This window comes from Streptomyces sp. NPDC001068, from assembly GCF_042897315.1.
Classification (GTDB): Bacteria; Actinomycetota; Actinomycetes; order Streptomycetales; family Streptomycetaceae; genus Streptomyces.
Genome location: NZ_JBIAYD010000001.1, coordinates 1 through 17551, shown reverse-complemented (window position 1 = coordinate 17551; position 17551 = coordinate 1). Strand labels below are relative to the sequence as shown.

Here is a 17551-nt window from a genome sequence, read left to right as displayed (position 1 = left end):
CCGCCGCGGACGGGACGCGTGCCCCCGGGCTCCGGGGGCCGCGAACCACCGCCGAGGGACGTCAGGTGAGGGACCGGGACAGGTAGGGCGCGGTGACACTGCCGCCGGTCCGGGCGACCTCGTCGGGCGGGCCCGCCGCGACGATCCGGCCGCCCCGGTCCCCGCCGCCCGGCCCCAGGTCGATCACCCAGTCCGCGCCCGCCACCACGGCCATGTCGTGCTCGACCACCACCACCGTGTGTCCGGCGTCCACCAGGCCGTGCAGCTGGCGCATCAGCACCTCGACGTCCGCCGGATGCAGGCCCGTGGTCGGTTCGTCGAGGAGGTAGAGGGTGTGCCCGCGCCGCCCGCGCTGCAGCTCGTTGGCGAGTTTGATCCGCTGGGCCTCGCCGCCGGACAGCTCCGTGGCGGGCTGCCCCAGGCGCAGATAGCCGAGTCCGACGTCGAGCAGGGTGGTGAGACTGCGCGCAACCGCGGGGACGTCCGCGAAGAACTCCGCCGCGTGCTCCACGGTCAGGTCCAGCACCTCGGCGATGTTCCGCCCCCGGTAGGGCACTTGGAGGGTCTCCGGGTTGTAGCGGGCCCCGCCGCAGTCCGGGCAGGGCGCGTAGGTGCTGGGCAGGAACAGCAGTTCGACGCTGATGAATCCCTCGCCCTGACAGGTCTCGCAGCGGCCACCGGCCACGTTGAAGGAGAACCGTCCCGCGCCGTAACCGCGTTCCCGGGCCCGGTCGGTGGCCGCGAACACCTTCCGTACGACGTCGAACAGACCGGTGTAGGTGGCCAGGTTGGAGCGGGGGGTGCGGCCGATCGGCTTCTGGTCGACGCAGACCAGACGGCCGACCCCGTCGAGTTCCCCGGTGATCTCGCCGATCAGCGTGGACTTGCCCGAGCCGGAGACGCCGGTGACGGCGGTGAGGACACCGAGCGGGAACTCGGCTGTGACCGCACGCAGGTTGTGCCGGGTGACCGGGCCGACCCTCAACCATCCCGCGGGGGAGCGCGGCGGGCCGGCCGGGGCGGGTCCCGCCGCGAACAGGTAGCGGGCGGTGGCGGACTCCGCGACCTCGGCCAGCCGTGCCACCGGCCCGCTGTACAGCACCCGGCCGCCGTGCTCGCCGGCGCCCGGCCCGACCTCGACCAGCCAGTCGGCGCCGCGCACCACGTCCAGGTGGTGCTCCACGACGAACACCGAGTTCCCGGCCTCCTTCAGCCGCGCCAGCACCGTCAGCAGTGCCGCGGTGTCCGCCGGGTGCAGTCCGGCCGACGGTTCGTCCAGCACGTAGACGACACCGAACAGGCCGGAGCGCAACTGCGTGGCCAGGCGCAGCCGTTGGAGTTCACCGGCCGAGAGCGTGGGCGCCGCCCGGTCCAGGCTCAGGTAGCCGAGGCCGAGTTCGACGACCGGGGCGATGCGGGCCGTGAGGTCGTCGGTGAGCACCCGCGCGGTCTCCGAGGAGGGGCCGTCGAGCAGGCCGGCCAGCTCGGTCAGGGGCACGGCCGCCAGCTCGGCGATCGTCCGGCCGGCGAAGGTCACGGCGAGTGCCTCGGGCCGCAGCCTGGTGCCACCGCACACCGGGCAGGGCGCGCTCGTCAGGAACCGCTCCGCCCGCGCCCGCAGCGCCGGGCTCCGGGAGTCCGAGAAGGTCTTCATGACGTACCGGCGGGCGCTCATGTACGTGCCCTGGTAGGGCCGTTGGATGCGGTCGGCGTCCCGGACCGGGTGCACGGTGACCACCGGCTGCTCGTCCGTGAACAGGATCCACTCCCGCTCCTCGGCGGGCAGCTCGCGCCAGGGCCGGTCCACGTCGTGACCGAGGGCGTCCAGCACGTCCCGCAGGTTCTTGCCCTGCCAGGCACCGGGCCAGGCGGCGATCGCCCCGTCGCGGATCGACAGCGACGGGTCGGGGACCAGCAGTTCCTCGGTCGTGCGGTGGACGAGTCCGAGGCCGTGGCACTCGGGGCAGGCGCCCACCACCGTGTTGGGGGAGAACGCGTCGGAGTCGAGCCGAGCCGCGCCGGGCGGGTAGTTCCCGGCTCGGGAGAAGAGCATCCGCAGCGAGTTGGAGAGGCTGGTGATCGTCCCGACCGAGGAACGGGAGGTCGGGGCCGAACGGCGCTGCTGGAGCGAGACCGCCGGCGGCAGCCCGCTGATCTCCCCCACCTTCGGCGCCCCCACCTGGTGGATCAGCCTGCGCGCGTACGGGGCCACCGACTCGAAGTAGCGTCGCTGGGCCTCGGCGTAGATCGTGCCGAACGCCAGCGACGACTTCCCCGAGCCGGACACACCGGTGAAGACCGCGAGCACGTCCCGGGGAATGTCCACGTCGACGCCCCGGAGGTTGTGCTCACGGGCGCCGCGGACGCGGACGTGGGGATCGTGGGGGCTGTGCATCGGTGAGGACTCCGTACGGACGACTCGCCGGGCAGGTGTCCGCCCCGCGAGTCCGGTCCGTGCGGGCCGTCAGGGCTGCGGAGGGTTGTTCCGGTTCCGCTCCTGGTCAATGTAGTCGGACGCCTTCCGCTGGCCCGTGTCGACCTGGGACTGGTACTTGTTGCCGGTCCGCTGGTCGATCATGTCGCCGCCCTTTTCGACGCCCTGTCTGGCCTGGTCCTCGTGGCCCTTGAGCATCCCCTTGAGCTTGTCCAGCATGGACATGGCAGCCCTCCTCGCTGGTTGAGGCTTCCCCACCAGCGTCACCGGCCCCGGCCCGGTCCGCATCTCGGCAGGCGTCCCCGTGCGGGCCCGACCCGCCTGTGCGAGGTTGGAAGATGCGGAATCCCGCCGACCGCAGAGCTGACCCAGAAAGGCCCGGGCCCCATGAGCACTCCCGGTTTCGGATACGGACGCAGTCCCTTCGAGGACTTCGACGAACTGATGTCCCGCTTCTTCGGTGGACCGGGACCGGGCGCACCGGCCCGCCGTCCGCAGCGCGTCGACATCGGAAGCCTGCTCTCCGAGCGGGCCCGCGAGCTGGTGGCCGAGGCCCGCGAGCTCGCCGGCAGCGAGGGCAACGACGAGCTGGACGCCAGACATCTGCTGGCGGCGGCCACGACGCACGACTCCACCCGGCGGCTTCTCGCCGAGGCCGGTGCGGATCCCGACCAGCTGCGCGAGCGGCTCACCGCCGGCCACGGCGGCGGCGACCAGGCGGAGCCCACCACGCTCACCCCGGCCGCCAAGCGCGCCCTGCTGGACGCCTACCAGATCTCACGGGCCGAGGGTTCCTCCTACATCGGTCCCGAGCACCTGCTGCGCGCGCTCGCCGCGAACCCGGAGTCGACCGCCGGCCGCGCGCTCGCCGAGAGCGGCTGGGAGCCGACCCGGATGCCGGCCGAGGGCACCACGGAGCGGAAGGCGCCGAGCACCACGCCGACCGTCGACGAGTACGGCCGTGATCTCACCGAGGACGCCCGGGCCGGCCGCCTGGACCCGGTGATCGGGCGGGACGACGAGGTCGAGCAGACCATCGAGGTGCTCTCCCGGCGCGGCAAGAACAACCCCGTCCTGATCGGAGACCCCGGCGTCGGCAAGACCGCCATTGTCGAGGGCATCGCCCAGCGGATCGTCACCGGCGACGTGCCCAAGACCCTGGAGGGCAAGCGGCTCGTCTCCCTCGACCTCGCCGGCATGGTGGCCGGCACCAAGTACCGGGGCGAGTTCGAGGAGCGGCTGAAGAAGCTCCTCGACGAGGTCCGCGAGCACAGCGACCAACTGGTGCTGTTCCTCGACGAGTTGCACACCGTGGTGGGAGCCGGCGGAGGCGGTGACGGCTCCCTGGACGCCGGCAACATCCTCAAGCCCGCCCTCGCCCGCGGGGAACTGCACCTGATCGGCGCGACCACGATCGACGAGTACCGCAAGCACATCGAGAAGGACGCCGCCCTGGAACGCCGCTTCGCGCCCATCCTGGTCGGTGAGCCCAGCGTCGACGACACCATCGAGATCCTGCGCGGGCTGCGCGACCGCTACGAGGCCCACCACCAGGTCCGGATCACCGACGAGGCGGTGGTCGCGGCGGCCGAGCTCTCCGACCGGTACATCACCTCGCGCTTCCTGCCGGACAAGGCGATCGATCTTATGGACCAGGCCGCCGCCCGGGTCCGGCTGCGTTCGAAGACGCCGCCCACCGACACCCGGGACATCGAGGACCGGATCGCCGCCCTGAGCCGGGAGAAGGACCAGGCCGTCGCCGACGAGGAGTACGAGCGCGCCAAGGAACTCCGCGACCGGATCAAGGAGACCGAGGCCGAGCTGCAGCATGAGGGCACGGCCGACGAACACGCGCCCAAGGTCACCGCCGAGGACATCGCCGAGGTCGTCTCGCGCACCACCGGCATCCCGGTCGCCCAGCTCACCGAGGAGGAGCGGGAGCGGCTGATCAAGCTGGAGGAGCACCTGCACGAGCGGGTCGTCGGCCAGGACGAGGCGATCACCGCCGTGGCCCGCGCGGTCCGCCGCGCCCGGGCCGGCATGAGCGACCCCAATCGCCCGGTCGGCAGCTTCCTCTTCCTCGGTCCGACCGGTGTCGGCAAGACCGAACTGGCCCGCGCCCTGGCCGCCGCCCTCTTCGGCGACGAGAACCGCATGATCCGCCTCGACATGAGCGAGTTCCAGGAACGCCACACGGTCTCCCGTCTGGTCGGCGCCCCGCCCGGATACGTCGGCCACGAGGAGGCCGGCCAGCTCACCGAGGCGGTACGCAGGCAGCCGTACGCCGTGCTGCTGCTGGACGAGGTGGAGAAGGCGCACCCGGACGTCTTCAACACCCTGCTGCAGCTGCTGGACGACGGCCGGCTCACCGACGCCCAGGGCCGCACCGTCGACTTCAAGAACACCGTCGTGATCATGACGTCGAACATCGGCGCCGACCGCATCCTGGCCGCCGGCACCGAGGACTACACGAAGGTCCGCGAGGCCGTGATGCCCGCCCTCCAGCAGCACTTCCGGCCGGAGTTCCTCAACCGCATCGACGAGATCATCGTCTTCCGCGGCCTGGACCGCACCCAACTGCGGCAGATCGTGAACCTGTTGCTGGAACACACCCGGCGCCGCCTGCACGCGCAGGAGGTCGGCCTCGAAGTCACCGACGCGGCCGCGGAGCTGCTCGCCAACCTCGGCCACGAACCCGACTTCGGCGCCCGCCCGCTGCGCCGCACCATCCAGCGCGAGGTGGACGACCGCCTCGCCGACCTGCTGCTGTCCGGACAGCTCACGGCGGGCGACCGGGCGGTGGTGGACGCGGCGGACGGCGCGATCGTGATCCGCTCCGACCACCCGGCGGAGGTCTGATCAGGGATTCAGGATCGCGGCCAGCCGCCGGTAGGAGTCCAGCAGGGCGGAACGGTCGTACGTACTGGTGGTGACCAGGACCTCGTCGGCGGCGGTCTCCTTCAGGACCGCCGCCAGCGCGTCCGCGACCAGCTCCGCGGTACCGGCGAGGTGTCCGCCGAGACCGGACTCGTACAGGCCGCGCTCCTTCGCGGTCATCTCCCGGCCCTCGACCGTCCCGGCCGGGGGCAGCGGCGGGAACGTTCCGTGGGTACGGGCGTAAGCCATCGACCAGGCTTCCGGGACGAGCAGCCGGCGGGCCGCCTCGGCGGTGTCGGCGACGGCGACGGTCCCGGAGATCACGACGTACGGTTCGGTCGCCCAGGGGGAGGGACGGAATCGGTCGCGGTAGCGGTCGACGCCCCGGAGCATCCGCTCCCGGTCGCGCAGGTCGCCGATGACCATCGGCAGCCCGGCGCGGGCCGCGATGTCCGCGCCCTCGCCCATCGCGAGCACGAACGGCGGCACCCGAAGACCCTCGGAGGGGCGGGCCCGCACCCCGGTCGGCGAGGTGCCCTCGAACCAGCCGAGCAGCTCGTCGAGCTGCGCCGCGAAGTCCTCGGCGTCGTCCTTGTCCCGCCCGAGCGCCCTGCGGACCCCGTCGGTGAAACCCACCGACCGGCCGAGCCCCATGTCGATCCGTCCGGGAAACAGCGACTCCAGCACCCCGAACTGCTCGGCCACGACCAGGGGACGGTGGTTCGGCAGCATGACACCGCCGGTGCCGACCCGGACGGTGCGGGTCGCGGCGGCGACGGCGGCGGCCAGCACGGTGGGCGCCGAACCGGCCACCCCGGGCACCCCGTGGTGCTCCGACACCCAGAACCGGTGGTAGCCGAGCGCCTCCACCTCCCGCGCCAGCGCCACGGTGTCCCGCAGGGCCTCGGCCGGGGAGTGGCCCTCCCTGGTGCGCGAGCGGTCGAGGACGGAGAACCGGGTCCGGGCGATCAGTGCGTTCACAGTGGGTTCAACAGCGCGGCGGCCCCAGGATTCCCGCCGCGGGCCGGCGCCGCCGGGGTCCGGCCAGTGCTGTGACCGGGAAGGTTTGCCGGAAGGCTCGCGGCGTCCGGTGCGGTGCGTCGCAAGGCGGAGCATCGCCCGCGTACTGGATGTAGCGGAGCATCGCCCGCGTACTGGATGTACTCGGGTGGTGCGACAACGCGGCGAGGTGCCGTGCCGGGCGTCGCGAGCCGGTGAACCTTCCCGGTCGCAGCACTAGGGTTGCCGGGTGACCGAGAGCAGCAAGCGTCCCATCGCGGTGTTCGACATCGACAACACCCTCGCCGACACCGCGCACCGGCAGCGGTTCCTGGAGCGCGGGCCGCGCGACTGGGACGCGTTCTTCGCGGCGGCGCCGGACGATCCGCCGCTCGCGGAGGGGGTCGCACGGGCCCTCGCGAGCGCGGCGGAATGCGAGATCGTCTATCTCACCGGGCGGCCCGAGCGGTGCCGCCGCGACACGCTGGACTGGCTGGCCGCCCACGGGCTGCCCGAAGGGCGGCTGCACATGCGGCGCGGTGGCGACCGCAGACCCGCCCGGCAGACCAAGCTGGAGATCCTGGGCCGCCTCGCCGAACGCCGTGAGGTGCGCGTCCTGGTCGACGACGACGAGCTGGTGTGCGACGCCGCCGAACGCGCCGGGTTCGCGGTGGTGCGGGCCCGCTGGGCCGACCGGTCGGCCGCGCTGGAGCAGGCCCAGGAGGGGGAGGGGCGGACCTGAGCGCGGCGCGGCCGACCGGGCTCAGCCCTCTTCGTCGATGCGGAAGCCCACTTTGAGGCCCACCTGGTAGTGCTCGATCTGTCCGTTCTCGATCTGGCCCCTGACCTGGGTCACCTCGAACCAGTCCAGGTTGCGCAGGGTCTGGTCGGCGCGTGCGACACCGTTGCGGATGGCCTGGTCGATGCCCTCGGTGGAGGTGCCGACGATCTCGGTGACCCGGTAGGTGTGGTTCGGCATCGCGATGCTCCTCTCGTCGTCACTCCACGGTGCCGCATCCGGACGCGGAGCGCGAGGCGTCGGTCATCGCGCCCCGGCCGCGCCCGCCCCCGCGGCGAAGGGGCCGCCGGCGCCGAAGGCGAGCCGGGCGAAGTTCTCGGCGATGCGCCGGTGTCCCGCCGGATCGGGGTGGACGCCGTCGGGCAGCGGGAACTCCGCGTGGTCCCGTTCGCCGTACAGGTCACGGCCGTCGAGGTGGTGGAGGTTCGGGTCGTCGGCCGCCCGCCGTTCGACGAGGCGGGCGAGTTCGGCGCGGATGACGTTGAGCGTCAGGCGCCCGGCCGCTCGCTCGGCCGGGTCGCCGGTGGCCCGGAACCGCAGGGTGCCGCCTTCGAGGTCGGGCGCGAGCGGGCCGGGGGTGTCCTCCTGGACCGGGCACAGCAGGGCCGACACGACCAGCAGCGGGGTGGTCGGATGTCCCTCGCGCAGGGTGTCGAGGAAGCCGTCCACGGCGGGGGTGAAGGCGCGCAGGCGCATCGCGTCGGTGTTGACGACGTTGATGCCGATCTTCAGGCTGATCAGGTCCGCCGGAGTGTCCCGCATCGCGCGCGCGGTGAACGGGTCCAGCAGCGCACCGCCCCCGAACCCCAGGTTCACCAGGTCCACTTCGCTGCGGGCGGCCACCAGGGCGGGCCAGGTGCCGGTGGGATGCGTGGCGTTGGAGCCGTGGCTGATGGAACTGCCGTGGTGCAGCCACACCCTGCGTCCGCTGTCCGGTACCCGTTCGACCGGGGCGTCGGTGCGCAGCGCGATCAGTTCGGTGACCTCGGTGTGCGGCAGCCAGATCTCGACGTGCTTGTCACCGGCGGGCAGCGCGGTGAACCGGGCGGTGCCGGACGGCCCTTCGGCCAGCTCGGCGGACTGGGTGAACATGTCGGTGATCGTGTGGGTGTTGCCGCCGGGCACCGTGGCCTGGGCCGTGAGGCGGCCGTCGACCAGCAGGTCGTACACCCCGTCGGGCGGGGCCGGGAAGCCCCGGTACACCCGCTTGGTGGGCCGGGTGTCCAGTTCGACGGCGGTGGCCCGGGTGCGGAAGACCAGCCGTACGCCGGAGGGCTGGGCCTCGGCCAGGGCCAGTTGCTCGTCCGGGATCTGCCGGCGGGCCCGGGCGGGCAGCCGGTGCGGCAGCAGACCGTCCGCGGTCGCTTCCAGGTCGAGGAAGCCGCGCAGCAGGTCCGCGGTGACGGGGGTGGTGATCCAGTGGTGTGCGGTGGGTCCGGTGTTCATCGCCTCAGCCTGTCGACGTGCGGGTGCGGGTGGTGTGGCCGCGCAGCAGGGCGTCGAGGGAGTCGACGATCCACGCCCACGACTCCCGCGCGTCGGGGGTGCTGTGCTCGAAGCCTCCGGCCAGTTCCAGGCTGACGTAGCCGTGGAAGACGCTGCCCAGCATGCGGACCGCGTGGGTCTGGTCCGGCTCCGTCAGGTCGTAGCCGCGCAGGATCGCCCGTGTCATCTGGGCGTGCCGCACCCCGGCGCCGGCGGCCGCCGTCTCGGGATCGAGCCGGAGCCGGGCGGCGTCGTACCGGCCGGGGTGTTCCCGCGCGTAGTCGCGGTAGGCGTTCGCGAAGGCGGCCAGGGCGTCCTTGCCGGCCCGTCCCGCGAGGGCGTCGGAGACCCGGTCGGCGAGTTCCTCCAGTGCGAACAGGGCGATCCTGGTCTTCAGCTCCTGGGAGTTCCTCAGGTGCGAGTACAGACTCGCGACCTTGACGTCGAAGCGCCGGGCGAGCGCCGAGACGGTCACCTGGCCGAAGCCGACCTCGTCGGCCAGCTCCGCTCCCGCCATGGTCAGTCGCTCGGGGGTCAGCCCCACTCTGGCCATAACCTGCCTCCTTCCTGGCGATGACAATAATGCGTTTGCCTAAACCATTTAGGCAAATTAGCCTGCGACTCATGAGACCACTGACCGAGCGGGAGATCCGCACCGCCTTCGTGAACTGCACAAAGGGCGAGGCCAAGCGCCTGTTCGTCCCCCACGACCTGGCCGACCGGCCCTGGGACGACCTGGACTTCCTCGGCTGGCGCGATCCCCAGGCGCCCGACCGGGCCTACCTGGCCGTCGAGGCGGACGGCGGTCCGGTGGCCCTGGCCCTGCGCTCCTCGGGTGCCGCCTCCTGGCAGGCCCGGCGCAGCATGTGCTCGATATGCCTGACCGCGCACACCGGGGGCGTGTCGCTGATGGTCGCCGCGAAGGCGGGCAAGGCGGGGCAGCAGGGGAACTCCGTCGGCGTCTACATCTGCGACGACCTCGCGTGTCCCCTGTACGTCCGGGGCAGGAAGGACGCCGGCCCCGGGGCCCGGCTGCCCGAGTCGCTCACCCTGGAGGAGAAGGTCCGGCGGACCGTCGCCAACCTGACGGCCTTCGTCGCCAGGGTCACGGCGTGAAGCCGCGTTCCGCTTACGGGCCTTGACCCTGCGTATTGGTCTGTACCAAAATCCCGTACACCCGTACGAGTCACTGTGCTCGTTCCCCCACGTCGGGCCATTTCCCCTGTCCGCCAGACAGAACTGGACCCCCCTCGTGAGACGTCGTCGCCCGCTTGCCCTCGTCTGTGTGTCCGCCGCGCTGCTGAGCGCCTGTGGTGTCCTGCCGGGCGGGTCGGGCGGACGGCACACCGTCACGGTGTGGCTGATGCAGAACAGCGCGTCCCCGGAGTTCCTGCGCCGGTTCACCGACGACTTCGAACGCACCCACGACGACATCCGCCTGGACATCCGCATCCAGCAGTGGACCGGGATCGTGGACAAGGTGCAGGCGGCTCTCAGGTCCGACTCCGCGGACGCCCCCGACGTCATCGAGGTCGGCAACACCCAGGTCCCGCAGTACGTCGAGGGCGGCCGGCTCACCGACCTCACCCTGGAGTCCATGCGGGACTGGGGCAAGGAGCACTGGCTGCCCGGCCTCGCCGAACCGGGCCGGGACGACTCCCGCCAGTACGGCATCCCCTGGTACGCGGCCAACCGCGTGGTCATCTACCGCAAGGACCTCTTCGAGAAGGCCGGCATCACCTCCCCGCCCAGGACCCGCGACGAGTGGCTGGCCGACACCGGAAAGCTCGACTCGGACGGCAACCAGGGGATCTACCTCGCCGGACAGGACTGGTACACGCTCTCCGGGTTCGTCTGGGACGAGGGCGGCGACCTCGCCGTGCAGACGGACGCGGGCTGGAAGGGCGCCCTGGACACCCCGGCCGCGCTGCGCGGGATGGACTTCTACCGGCGGCTCCAGGCCCTTGGCGACGGTCCCGCCGACGCCGACGAGGAACACCCGCCCCAGGCCCGGGTGTTCGCGGGAGGCAGGGTCGCACAGGTCATCGCGGTGCCCGGCCTCGCCCAGTCCATCGTGCAGGACAACCCCGAACTCAAGGACTCGATCGGCTACTTCCCGGTGCCGGGCCGCACCGCCGGCCACCCCGGTGCCGTCTTCACCGGCGGCTCCGACCTCGTCGTACCGCAGAACACCGACCGGCCCTACGACGCGACCGCCGTCGTCGGCGCCCTGACCGGTGCCAAGTGGGACGCCGACCTGGCCCGCACCATGAACTACGTGCCCAACAAGACCACGCTGGCGGGGGCGGTCGCCGGGTCGGAGGGGGTCGCCGCCATGGCGGCGGGGGCCGCCCGGGGACGGGCGACCCCCCACTCGCCGGACTGGCCGGCGGTCGAGGCCGACAACCCGATCAAGGGCTACATGAGCAAGGTGCTCGGCGGGGCGGACCCCGAGGCCGAGGCCCGCCGCGCCTCCCGCGAGATCACCGAACTGCTCGACCCGAACCTCGGGTGAGCCGACGGGTCAGCGGGCCACGCTCAGGGAGAGCGCGAAGCGGCCCTCCGCGTCGGTCCACCACTCGGTCAGGGCGAGTCCCGCGGCCGCCAGTTCGGCGGTCACCCCGTCCCGCCGGAACTTCGCCGAGACCTCGGTGCGCAGCTCCTCGCCCGCCGCGAAGTCCACGGCCAGGTCGAGCGCCGGCACCTTCACGGTCTGCGCCACACGCGAACGCAGCCGCATCTCGATCCACTCCTCGTCCGCGTCCCACAGGGCGACGTGGTCGAAGGCCGACGGATCGAAGTCGGCGTCCAGCTCCCGGTCGACGACGGCCAGGACGTTCTTGTTGAACTCGGCCGTCACCCCGGCCGCGTCGTCGTACGCCCGGACCAGCGTCTCCTCGTCCTTGACCAGGTCGGTGCCGAGGAGCAGCGCGTCACCCGGCGCGAGCAGCGCCCGCACCGAGGCCAGGAACCGGGCCCGCTCGGCGGGCAGCAGGTTCCCGATCGTGCCGCCGAGGAACGCCACCAGCCGCGGCCCCGGCGTCTCGGGCAGGGTCATCCGGCCGGTGAAGTCGGCGATCAGGGCGTGCACGGACAGCGCCGGCCGCTCCGCCACGAGCGCCTGCCCGGCCTGGGTCAGCGCGCTCTCGCTGACGTCGACCGGCACGTACACCTCCAGGGAGGTGAGCGCGTCGATCAGCAGACGCGTCTTCTCCGAGGAGCCGGAGCCCAGCTCCACCAGGGTGCGGGCACCGCTCGCGGCGGCGATCTCACCGGACCGGGCGAGCAGGATCTCCCGTTCGGCCCGGGTCGGGTAGTACTCGGGCAGCTCGGTGATCCGCTCGAACAACTCGCTGCCCCGGGCGTCGTAGAACCACTTCGGCGGCAGCGTCTTGGGGGTGGCGGTGAGGCCGTTGAGGACATCGGCGCGCAGCGCGGCGTCCGTCGCGTCCTCGGGAAGGGTGCGGGTGACACGGAAGGGACTCACGTACAGGGCTCCTTCGGGGATGCGGATGCCGGGGCCTCGACCGCGTTCCCGGCCAGGTTCTCGACCGGTTCCCCGACCGGGGCGTGGGTGACGCCCCGGTCGGTCGCGACGAGCAGGCTGCGGTCGGGGACCTCCCGCCAGCGCGGGTCGTCGTCGTACGGTTCGGAGGCGACGACGGTGCGGCCGGGTTCCGAGAGGTGCCAGAGGCTGTCGCCCCAGGCGGTGGCCGCGATGGTCGCGCCGTCGGTGAGCAGCAGGTTCAGCCGGGCGGCCGGGGCCGCCTCGGCGATCTGAAGAACCGTTTCGGCGAGGGCGGTGCCCGGCGGAGCGCCGGACCGCAGCCGGTGCAGTACCAGCGCCCAGACGAACGCCGAGTCGGTGCGTGCCTCCATCGACAGCAGGTCGGCGGCCGGCAGCAGCGGGACCAGGGACGTCACGGCCTGCGGCCAGCCGGGGACCGACCCGTTGTGGCTGAACAGCCAGCGGCCCGCGGCGAACGGCGCCGCCGCGGCCTCCCCGTCCGCACCCGCGAGCGTGGCGTCCCGTACGGCCGCCAGCAGCGCGCCGGTGCGCACCACCCGGGCCAGGTCGGCGAAGGACCGGTCGGCCCAGATCGGCCCGGCCCGCCGGTAGCGGGCCGGCTGCGGATCCTCGCGGGCGTACCAGCCGACGCCGAAACCGTCGGCGTTGACCGTCCCGTGCCGCTGCCGCCGGGGTGCCCACGACTGGCGGTACAGGGAGTGTCCGGGGTCCACCAGGAGCCGGCCGAGCGGTTCCTCGGGTCCCAGATAGGCCAGGTGGCGGCACATCAGGCGCGCTCCGCGTCACGGGCGGTGCGGAAGCCGGAGAAGATCTGCCGCCGGATCGGGTAGTCCCAGTTGCGGAACGTCCCCCGGCAGGCCACCGAGTCCACGGCGAACGAACCGCCGCGCAGCACCTTGTACTCGGGGCCGAAGAACACCTCCGAGTACTCCTTGTACGGGAAGGCGGTGAAGCCGGGATAGGGGAGGAGGTCGCTGGACGTCCACTCCCAGACGTCACCGATCAACTGCCGTATGCCGAGCGGTGACTCGCCCTCCGGATAGCTGCCCGCCGGGGCGGGGCGCAGGTGACGCTGGCCCAGGTTGGCGTGGGCCGGCGCCGGTTCGGCGTCGCCCCAGGGGTAGCGCCGTGACCGGTTCTCGCCGGGGTCGTGCCGGGCGGCCTTCTCCCACTCGGCCTCGGTGGGCAGCCGGCGCCCGGCCCAGCGGGCGTAGGCGTCCGCCTCGTACCAGCAGACGTGCAGCACCGGCTCCTCGGGCGGCACCACCTCGGTCGCCCCGAACCGGCGGCGCAGCCACTGGCCGCCCTCCCGGTGCCAGAACTGCGGGGCCTTGATCGAGTGCTGCCGGATGTGCGCCCAGCCCTCGGGCGTCCACCAGCGCTCGTTCTCGTAGCCGCCGTCCTCCATGAACGCCAGGTACCGGCCGTTGGTCACCGGGGTGGTGTCCATCCAGAAGGACGCGACCTCCCGCCGGTGCGCGGGGCGCTCGTTGTCCAGCGCCCACGGCTCGGTGGAGGTGCCCATGGTGAACGGGCCGCCGGGGACCAGGACTTCGGACGGCCCGGCGAATGGCGGGGCCGGGTCCGGGTCCGGGGCGGTCAGGGCCTGGGGGCCCCTGCGCAGCTGATGGGTGATCAGCATCGTCTCGTCGTGCTGCTGTTCGTGCTGGGCGATCATCCCGAAGGCGAAACCCGCCTCCGTCAGCCGGGTGCCACCGCTGAACGCCGAGCCCTCCAGCAGGTCCAGAGCCCGGCCGCGCACCTCCGCCGCGTAGCGCCTGGCCTCCTCGGGCGGCAGCAGCGGCAGCGTGGGACGTTCCGAGCGCGGGTGCTCGAAGGCGTCGTAGAGACTGTCGATCTCGGGGCGCATCGCCTCCCGGCCGCCGACGTTGCGCAGCAGCCAGAGTTCCTCCTGGTTGCCGATGTGCGCCAGGTCCCAGACCAGCGGGGACATCAGCGGGGAGTGCTGTGCGGTGAGGTCGGGTCCCTCCACACAGCTGGTCAGGAGCGTGGTGCGGTCCCGGGCCGCGGTCAGGGACTTCAGGGCCCGGTCCCGCAGGGTCTCGATGTCGATGTCCGTCTCGGGGGCCGTCATGCGGGGATGTCCTTCCCGTGGGCGCGGCTCGGTGTGCCGCGCAGGGGGTCCAGCAGGTCGTCGGCCGGGCAGCGGCCGCGGCGGACGTACCGGTCGGTGTACTCCGCCACGGCGGCCACGACCGCGGGGGCCGCGCCGAGGCGGGGCAGGGCCTCCAGCGCCGCCGCGAAACAGGCGACGGCGGCCTCGTGGAGCTCCGGGTCGCCGAGGCCGGTACGGGCCGCGTCGATCCACAGCGCGTTGAACGGGGCGACCCGCGCCCGGCCCCGTTCGGCCAGCGGTTTCACCGTCCGGTACGCGGTCTCGGCGGCCTCCGGGTCGTCGAACAGCGCCGTCGTCACCGCCAGCGGCACGATCCAGCCATCGTCGCCCGGCTGCGCGTCGATCATGCGCAGCTCCAGGTGACCGCGCGGCCGGACCGGCGGGAACAGCGTGGTGAGGTGATAGGCCAGGTCGGCCCTGGTGGGCGACCCGGACCGGGTCCACTCCCGGAAGGTGAGGCCCTCGGGCACCTCCCAGGGGCCGCCGTCCCGGCGCAGGCACATCACGGGTGCGTCCAGCACGTGCCGGGCCCAGGCCGCGCGCGGGTCGCCGGTCAGCGGGGGCGCTCCCGCGCGGCCCGCGCCGATCTCCATCCACAGCAGCTGGCGGGTGGAGACCCAGCCGGTGGGGCGGCCTCCCACCAGGGGGGAGTTCGCGAAGGCGGCGACCAGGACCGGGCCCAGCTGGTGGGCCAGCCACCAGCGCCGGGTGTGTCCCAGCGGACCGGGCTCCTCGTGACCGGCGTCCAGGCAGACCTGTACGGAGGCCGAGGAGCACATCATGTGGCGGCCCGCCGGACCGGTGCGGTCCAGGCATCTCTCCATCGCCTCGTAGCGCGGTTCGCGCAGGAAGCGGCGGGGGGTGTGCCAGGGTTCGTGACCTGCGCCGACGAGGCCGAGGCCCTGCCGGGCGAGGACCGCACGTACGGCGTCCAGGTCGGCGGAGACGGTGCCGATGCACTCCGTCAGGGAGGCGGCGGGCGGCGAGCTGAGCTCCAGCTGACCGCCGGGTTCGACGGTGAGCGCCGACCCCAGGGGCACCGTGCGCAGTGCGGCGTAGGCCGCTTCGAGTCGTTCGGGTGTCACGCGGAGCCGCGGTCGCCGCAGCTCCTGGACCAGCCATTCCACTTCGACCCCGACCGTGCGGGGCGGGCCGGTCTTGAAGCAGATGCCCTTGACCAGGGCCTCCACCTCGGCCTCGGTGACAGCGGTGCGGTCGTCCGAGAAGTCGGTCTTCACCGACCCGTCGGTACAGTCGCCGCCGTCGGATATCGAGTCGGACATGTAGGGATCCTCCTGAGATTCCACCATGCCGCCGGCCCGGTCGTGGATGGGGCCGGGACGGCATCGTCCGTCCCACCCAAGACCTTCGCGCCGATTCGCACAAGGGCACCTATCGGGACGTTCTAGATCGGTAACCTCTGCTTCCTCGCAGGTTCCGGCACCGTTTCGGGCGCGGGAAACTCCGTTGCACCGGATTACCAGCATCGCCCAGGATGGCCGTATGAGCACGACGGGGGAGATCGCGCGGGCCGCGGCCATGGCGTCCACGGGGGTGGCGCCATGAGCGCGCGCCTGCGCGGGATCGCCCAGGAGACCGAACGGATCGTGGCTTCCGGGGCCTACCTGACGCCCGACGGCCGCGAGGTTCCGCTGGCGGCGGACATCGCCGCCGCACAGGCCGGGACACGGATCCACGGCCCGGAACCGGTGCCGGTTCCGGCGGCGGCCGCGGTACGGACGGCCGTCGAGGTCACCGGCGAGAGCAGCCTGGAGGCCGCCCGCCGGCTGGCCGACGCCCCGGTCGCGGTCCTGAACTTCGCCTCGGCCCGCAACCCGGGCGGCGGATATCTGAACGGCGCCCAGGCGCAGGAGGAGGCCCTGTGCCGCGCCTCCGCCCTGTACGCCTGCCAGTTGCACGCCCGTGCCTTCTACGACCACCACCGGGACCACCGCGATCCGTTCTACTCGGACCGGGTGATCCACTCCCCGGCGGTGCCGGTCTTCCGGGACGACCGCGGCGCTCTCCTCGCGGAGCCCTACCGGGCCGGCTTCCTGACGTCCGCGGCGCCCAACGCGGGCGTGATCCGCCGTACGGCGCCGGAGCGCGCCGGTGAACTGCCGGGCGCCCTCGCCGGACGCGCCGAGCGGGTCCTGGAGGTGGCCGCCGCGCACGGCTACCGACGGCTGGTGCTCGGCGCCTGGGGCTGCGGTGTCTTCCAGAACGACCCGCGGCAGGTCGCCGGGGCTTTCCTGGGGCTGCTGGGGGCCGGCGGACGGTTCGCGGTGACCTTCGAGCACGTGGTGTTCGGGATCCTGGACCGTACGCCGGGGTCGGCGGTCCGGGCCGCCTTCACCGAGGCGTTCTCGCAGACCGCCGCCCTCGGCGGCTAGTGCTGGCGACCTGAAGGGTCTGCCGGAGGTCGCAGCACCGGCGGCTCACTGCCAGCCGTAGCGTTCGTGCAGTCGGTTGCGTACGAGGTTGAAGCGGCCCCGGTCCAGTGCGCACGCCTCCCGGCGCATGCCGTCCTCGTGCAGCCTCAGCACGCGGTCCACGTCTATCCAGGAGTCGCGTCCCGACCGGTCCCAGGGGCCGCTGCCGATCGCCACCCACTCACGGTCGTTGTCGTGCCGCTTGCTCGACAGCTGCACGGCGAGCAGCGTGCCGGCCGCCTCCCGGGCGACGACGAGCACCGGACGGTCCTTGCCGCGCCCGTCGTTCTCCTCGAAGGGCACCCAGGTCCACACGATCTCACCGGGATCGGGGTCGCCGTCGTGGGCGGGGGAGTATTCGGTGCGCACCCTGCCGACCTGGCGCGGGTCGGCCTCGGTGGTCGCGGTCGGGCCGTAGCGGCCGGGGATGTTCTCGTCGTCGGTAAGCGAAGTCACGAAGGCACCCTAAGGGGCCTCGGCCTGCGAGAACACGCGGGGTGCCGGTTCGGCGCGGCCCCGTCTCGATCAACTCGGCCGTGACGTCGGCACATTCCGTGCGTCGGAGGCGGCCGGTACGTGAACCGGCTCGGACCGGTCCCGGGGGGAAGGCCTTCGGACGGGCGGCGGGCGGGTCCGCCGGGTCGCCCCGACGGCGGCGGAACGGACCGCCCTGCCGGAGTTGCTGCGGCGGCTCGACGAACAGGAGCGGACACGCGGATGCCCCCGGACCGCTTGAGTTCTAGTGGTCGTTGCAACACCCCAGCTCAGGGGATGCAATGGACTTCGAGATCCGGGAGAACCGGGGGCCCGGAGGCGGGCGAAGGATGACCCGCGAGCGGGCCGCATACTTCCAGCTCAT

At 72.8% G+C, this 17551-nt stretch carries 16 protein-coding genes; 5 read left to right on the top strand and 11 right to left on the bottom strand.

Translation table 11 applies throughout. The features are described 5' to 3' along the window. Positions 1-61 precede the first annotated feature (61 nt). On the bottom strand, positions 62-2395 hold the full coding sequence (locus ACFY3I_RS00080; protein ID WP_390858626.1) for an ATP-binding cassette domain-containing protein: 2334 nt from the start codon (positions 2393-2395) through the stop codon (positions 62-64). A gap of 69 nt (positions 2396-2464) precedes the next feature. After that, complete coding sequence (locus ACFY3I_RS00075) at positions 2465-2659, bottom strand: antitoxin (RefSeq protein WP_365286166.1); 195 nt, start codon at positions 2657-2659, stop codon at positions 2465-2467. 162 nt (positions 2660-2821) lie between these two features. On the opposite strand from ACFY3I_RS00075, the gene ACFY3I_RS00070 reads away from it, so the two are divergent. Further along, positions 2822-5293, top strand: coding sequence for an ATP-dependent Clp protease ATP-binding subunit (locus ACFY3I_RS00070; RefSeq protein WP_390858625.1), 2472 nt, complete (start codon positions 2822-2824; stop codon positions 5291-5293). Here ACFY3I_RS00070 and ACFY3I_RS00065 read toward each other — a convergent pair whose 3' ends face one another. Next, the gene (locus tag ACFY3I_RS00065) at positions 5294-6292 is read right to left on the bottom strand and encodes an LLM class flavin-dependent oxidoreductase (RefSeq protein WP_390858624.1); all 999 of its coding nucleotides are present in this window, start codon (positions 6290-6292) and stop codon (positions 5294-5296) included. Positions 6293-6560: 268 nt separating this feature from the next. Here ACFY3I_RS00065 and ACFY3I_RS00060 point away from each other — a divergent pair, with 268 nt between their 5' ends. Next, positions 6561-7052 (top strand): hypothetical protein, encoded by a 492-nt coding sequence (locus tag ACFY3I_RS00060; protein ID WP_390858623.1) that lies wholly within the window; start codon positions 6561-6563, stop codon positions 7050-7052. A 21-nt stretch (positions 7053-7073) separates the two neighbouring features. Here the strand turns inward: ACFY3I_RS00060 and ACFY3I_RS00055 are convergent, their stop codons facing one another. The 3 genes from ACFY3I_RS00055 to ACFY3I_RS00045 form a co-directional block, all read right to left on the bottom strand. Next, positions 7074-7289, bottom strand: a complete 216-nt coding sequence (locus ACFY3I_RS00055; RefSeq protein ID WP_365286158.1) for a dodecin — start codon at positions 7287-7289, stop codon at positions 7074-7076. Between the two features lie 63 nt (positions 7290-7352). Next, complete coding sequence (locus tag ACFY3I_RS00050) at positions 7353-8555, bottom strand: GDSL-type esterase/lipase family protein (protein WP_390858622.1); 1203 nt, start codon at positions 8553-8555, stop codon at positions 7353-7355. 4 nt (positions 8556-8559) lie between these two features. After that, positions 8560-9147, bottom strand: coding sequence for a TetR/AcrR family transcriptional regulator (locus tag ACFY3I_RS00045; protein WP_390858621.1), 588 nt, complete (start codon positions 9145-9147; stop codon positions 8560-8562). Between the two features lie 71 nt (positions 9148-9218). Between ACFY3I_RS00045 and ACFY3I_RS00040 the strand changes: the two genes are divergently transcribed. Both ACFY3I_RS00040 and ACFY3I_RS00035 read left to right on the top strand, forming a co-directional pair. Continuing rightward, positions 9219-9710 (top strand): FBP domain-containing protein, encoded by a 492-nt coding sequence (locus ACFY3I_RS00040; protein WP_390858620.1) that lies wholly within the window; start codon positions 9219-9221, stop codon positions 9708-9710. A gap of 169 nt (positions 9711-9879) precedes the next feature. Next, positions 9880-11109: an extracellular solute-binding protein gene (locus tag ACFY3I_RS00035; protein WP_390858619.1), complete on the top strand. Its 1230-nt coding sequence runs from the start codon at positions 9880-9882 to the stop codon at positions 11107-11109. Between the two features lie 9 nt (positions 11110-11118). On the opposite strand, the gene egtD is transcribed toward ACFY3I_RS00035, so the two are convergent. The 4 genes from egtD to egtA are packed head-to-tail and all read right to left on the bottom strand — an operon-like array spanning position 11119 to position 15543. After that, positions 11119-12081, bottom strand: coding sequence for an L-histidine N(alpha)-methyltransferase (gene egtD, locus ACFY3I_RS00030; protein WP_365286149.1), 963 nt, complete (start codon positions 12079-12081; stop codon positions 11119-11121). After that, on the bottom strand, positions 12078-12890 hold the full coding sequence (egtC, locus tag ACFY3I_RS00025; protein WP_390858618.1) for an ergothioneine biosynthesis protein EgtC: 813 nt from the start codon (positions 12888-12890) through the stop codon (positions 12078-12080). Before egtC ends, egtD begins: the two co-directional genes overlap by 4 nt. Next, on the bottom strand, positions 12890-14218 hold the full coding sequence (gene egtB / locus ACFY3I_RS00020) for an ergothioneine biosynthesis protein EgtB (protein WP_390858617.1): 1329 nt from the start codon (positions 14216-14218) through the stop codon (positions 12890-12892). Before egtB ends, egtC begins: the two co-directional genes overlap by 1 nt. Then, positions 14215-15543 (bottom strand): ergothioneine biosynthesis glutamate--cysteine ligase EgtA, encoded by a 1329-nt coding sequence (egtA, locus tag ACFY3I_RS00015; RefSeq protein WP_390858616.1) that lies wholly within the window; start codon positions 15541-15543, stop codon positions 14215-14217. Before egtA ends, egtB begins: the two co-directional genes overlap by 4 nt. A gap of 279 nt (positions 15544-15822) precedes the next feature. Between egtA and ACFY3I_RS00010 the strand changes: the two genes are divergently transcribed. Then, the gene (locus tag ACFY3I_RS00010; RefSeq protein WP_390858615.1) at positions 15823-16653 is read left to right on the top strand and encodes a TIGR02452 family protein; all 831 of its coding nucleotides are present in this window, start codon (positions 15823-15825) and stop codon (positions 16651-16653) included. 45 nt (positions 16654-16698) lie between these two features. Here the strand turns inward: ACFY3I_RS00010 and ACFY3I_RS00005 are convergent, their stop codons facing one another. Further along, a complete protein-coding gene (locus ACFY3I_RS00005) occupies positions 16699-17148 on the bottom strand; it encodes a type II toxin-antitoxin system PemK/MazF family toxin (protein WP_365286139.1) in 450 nt (149 codons plus the stop codon). Positions 17149-17551 lie beyond the last annotated feature (403 nt).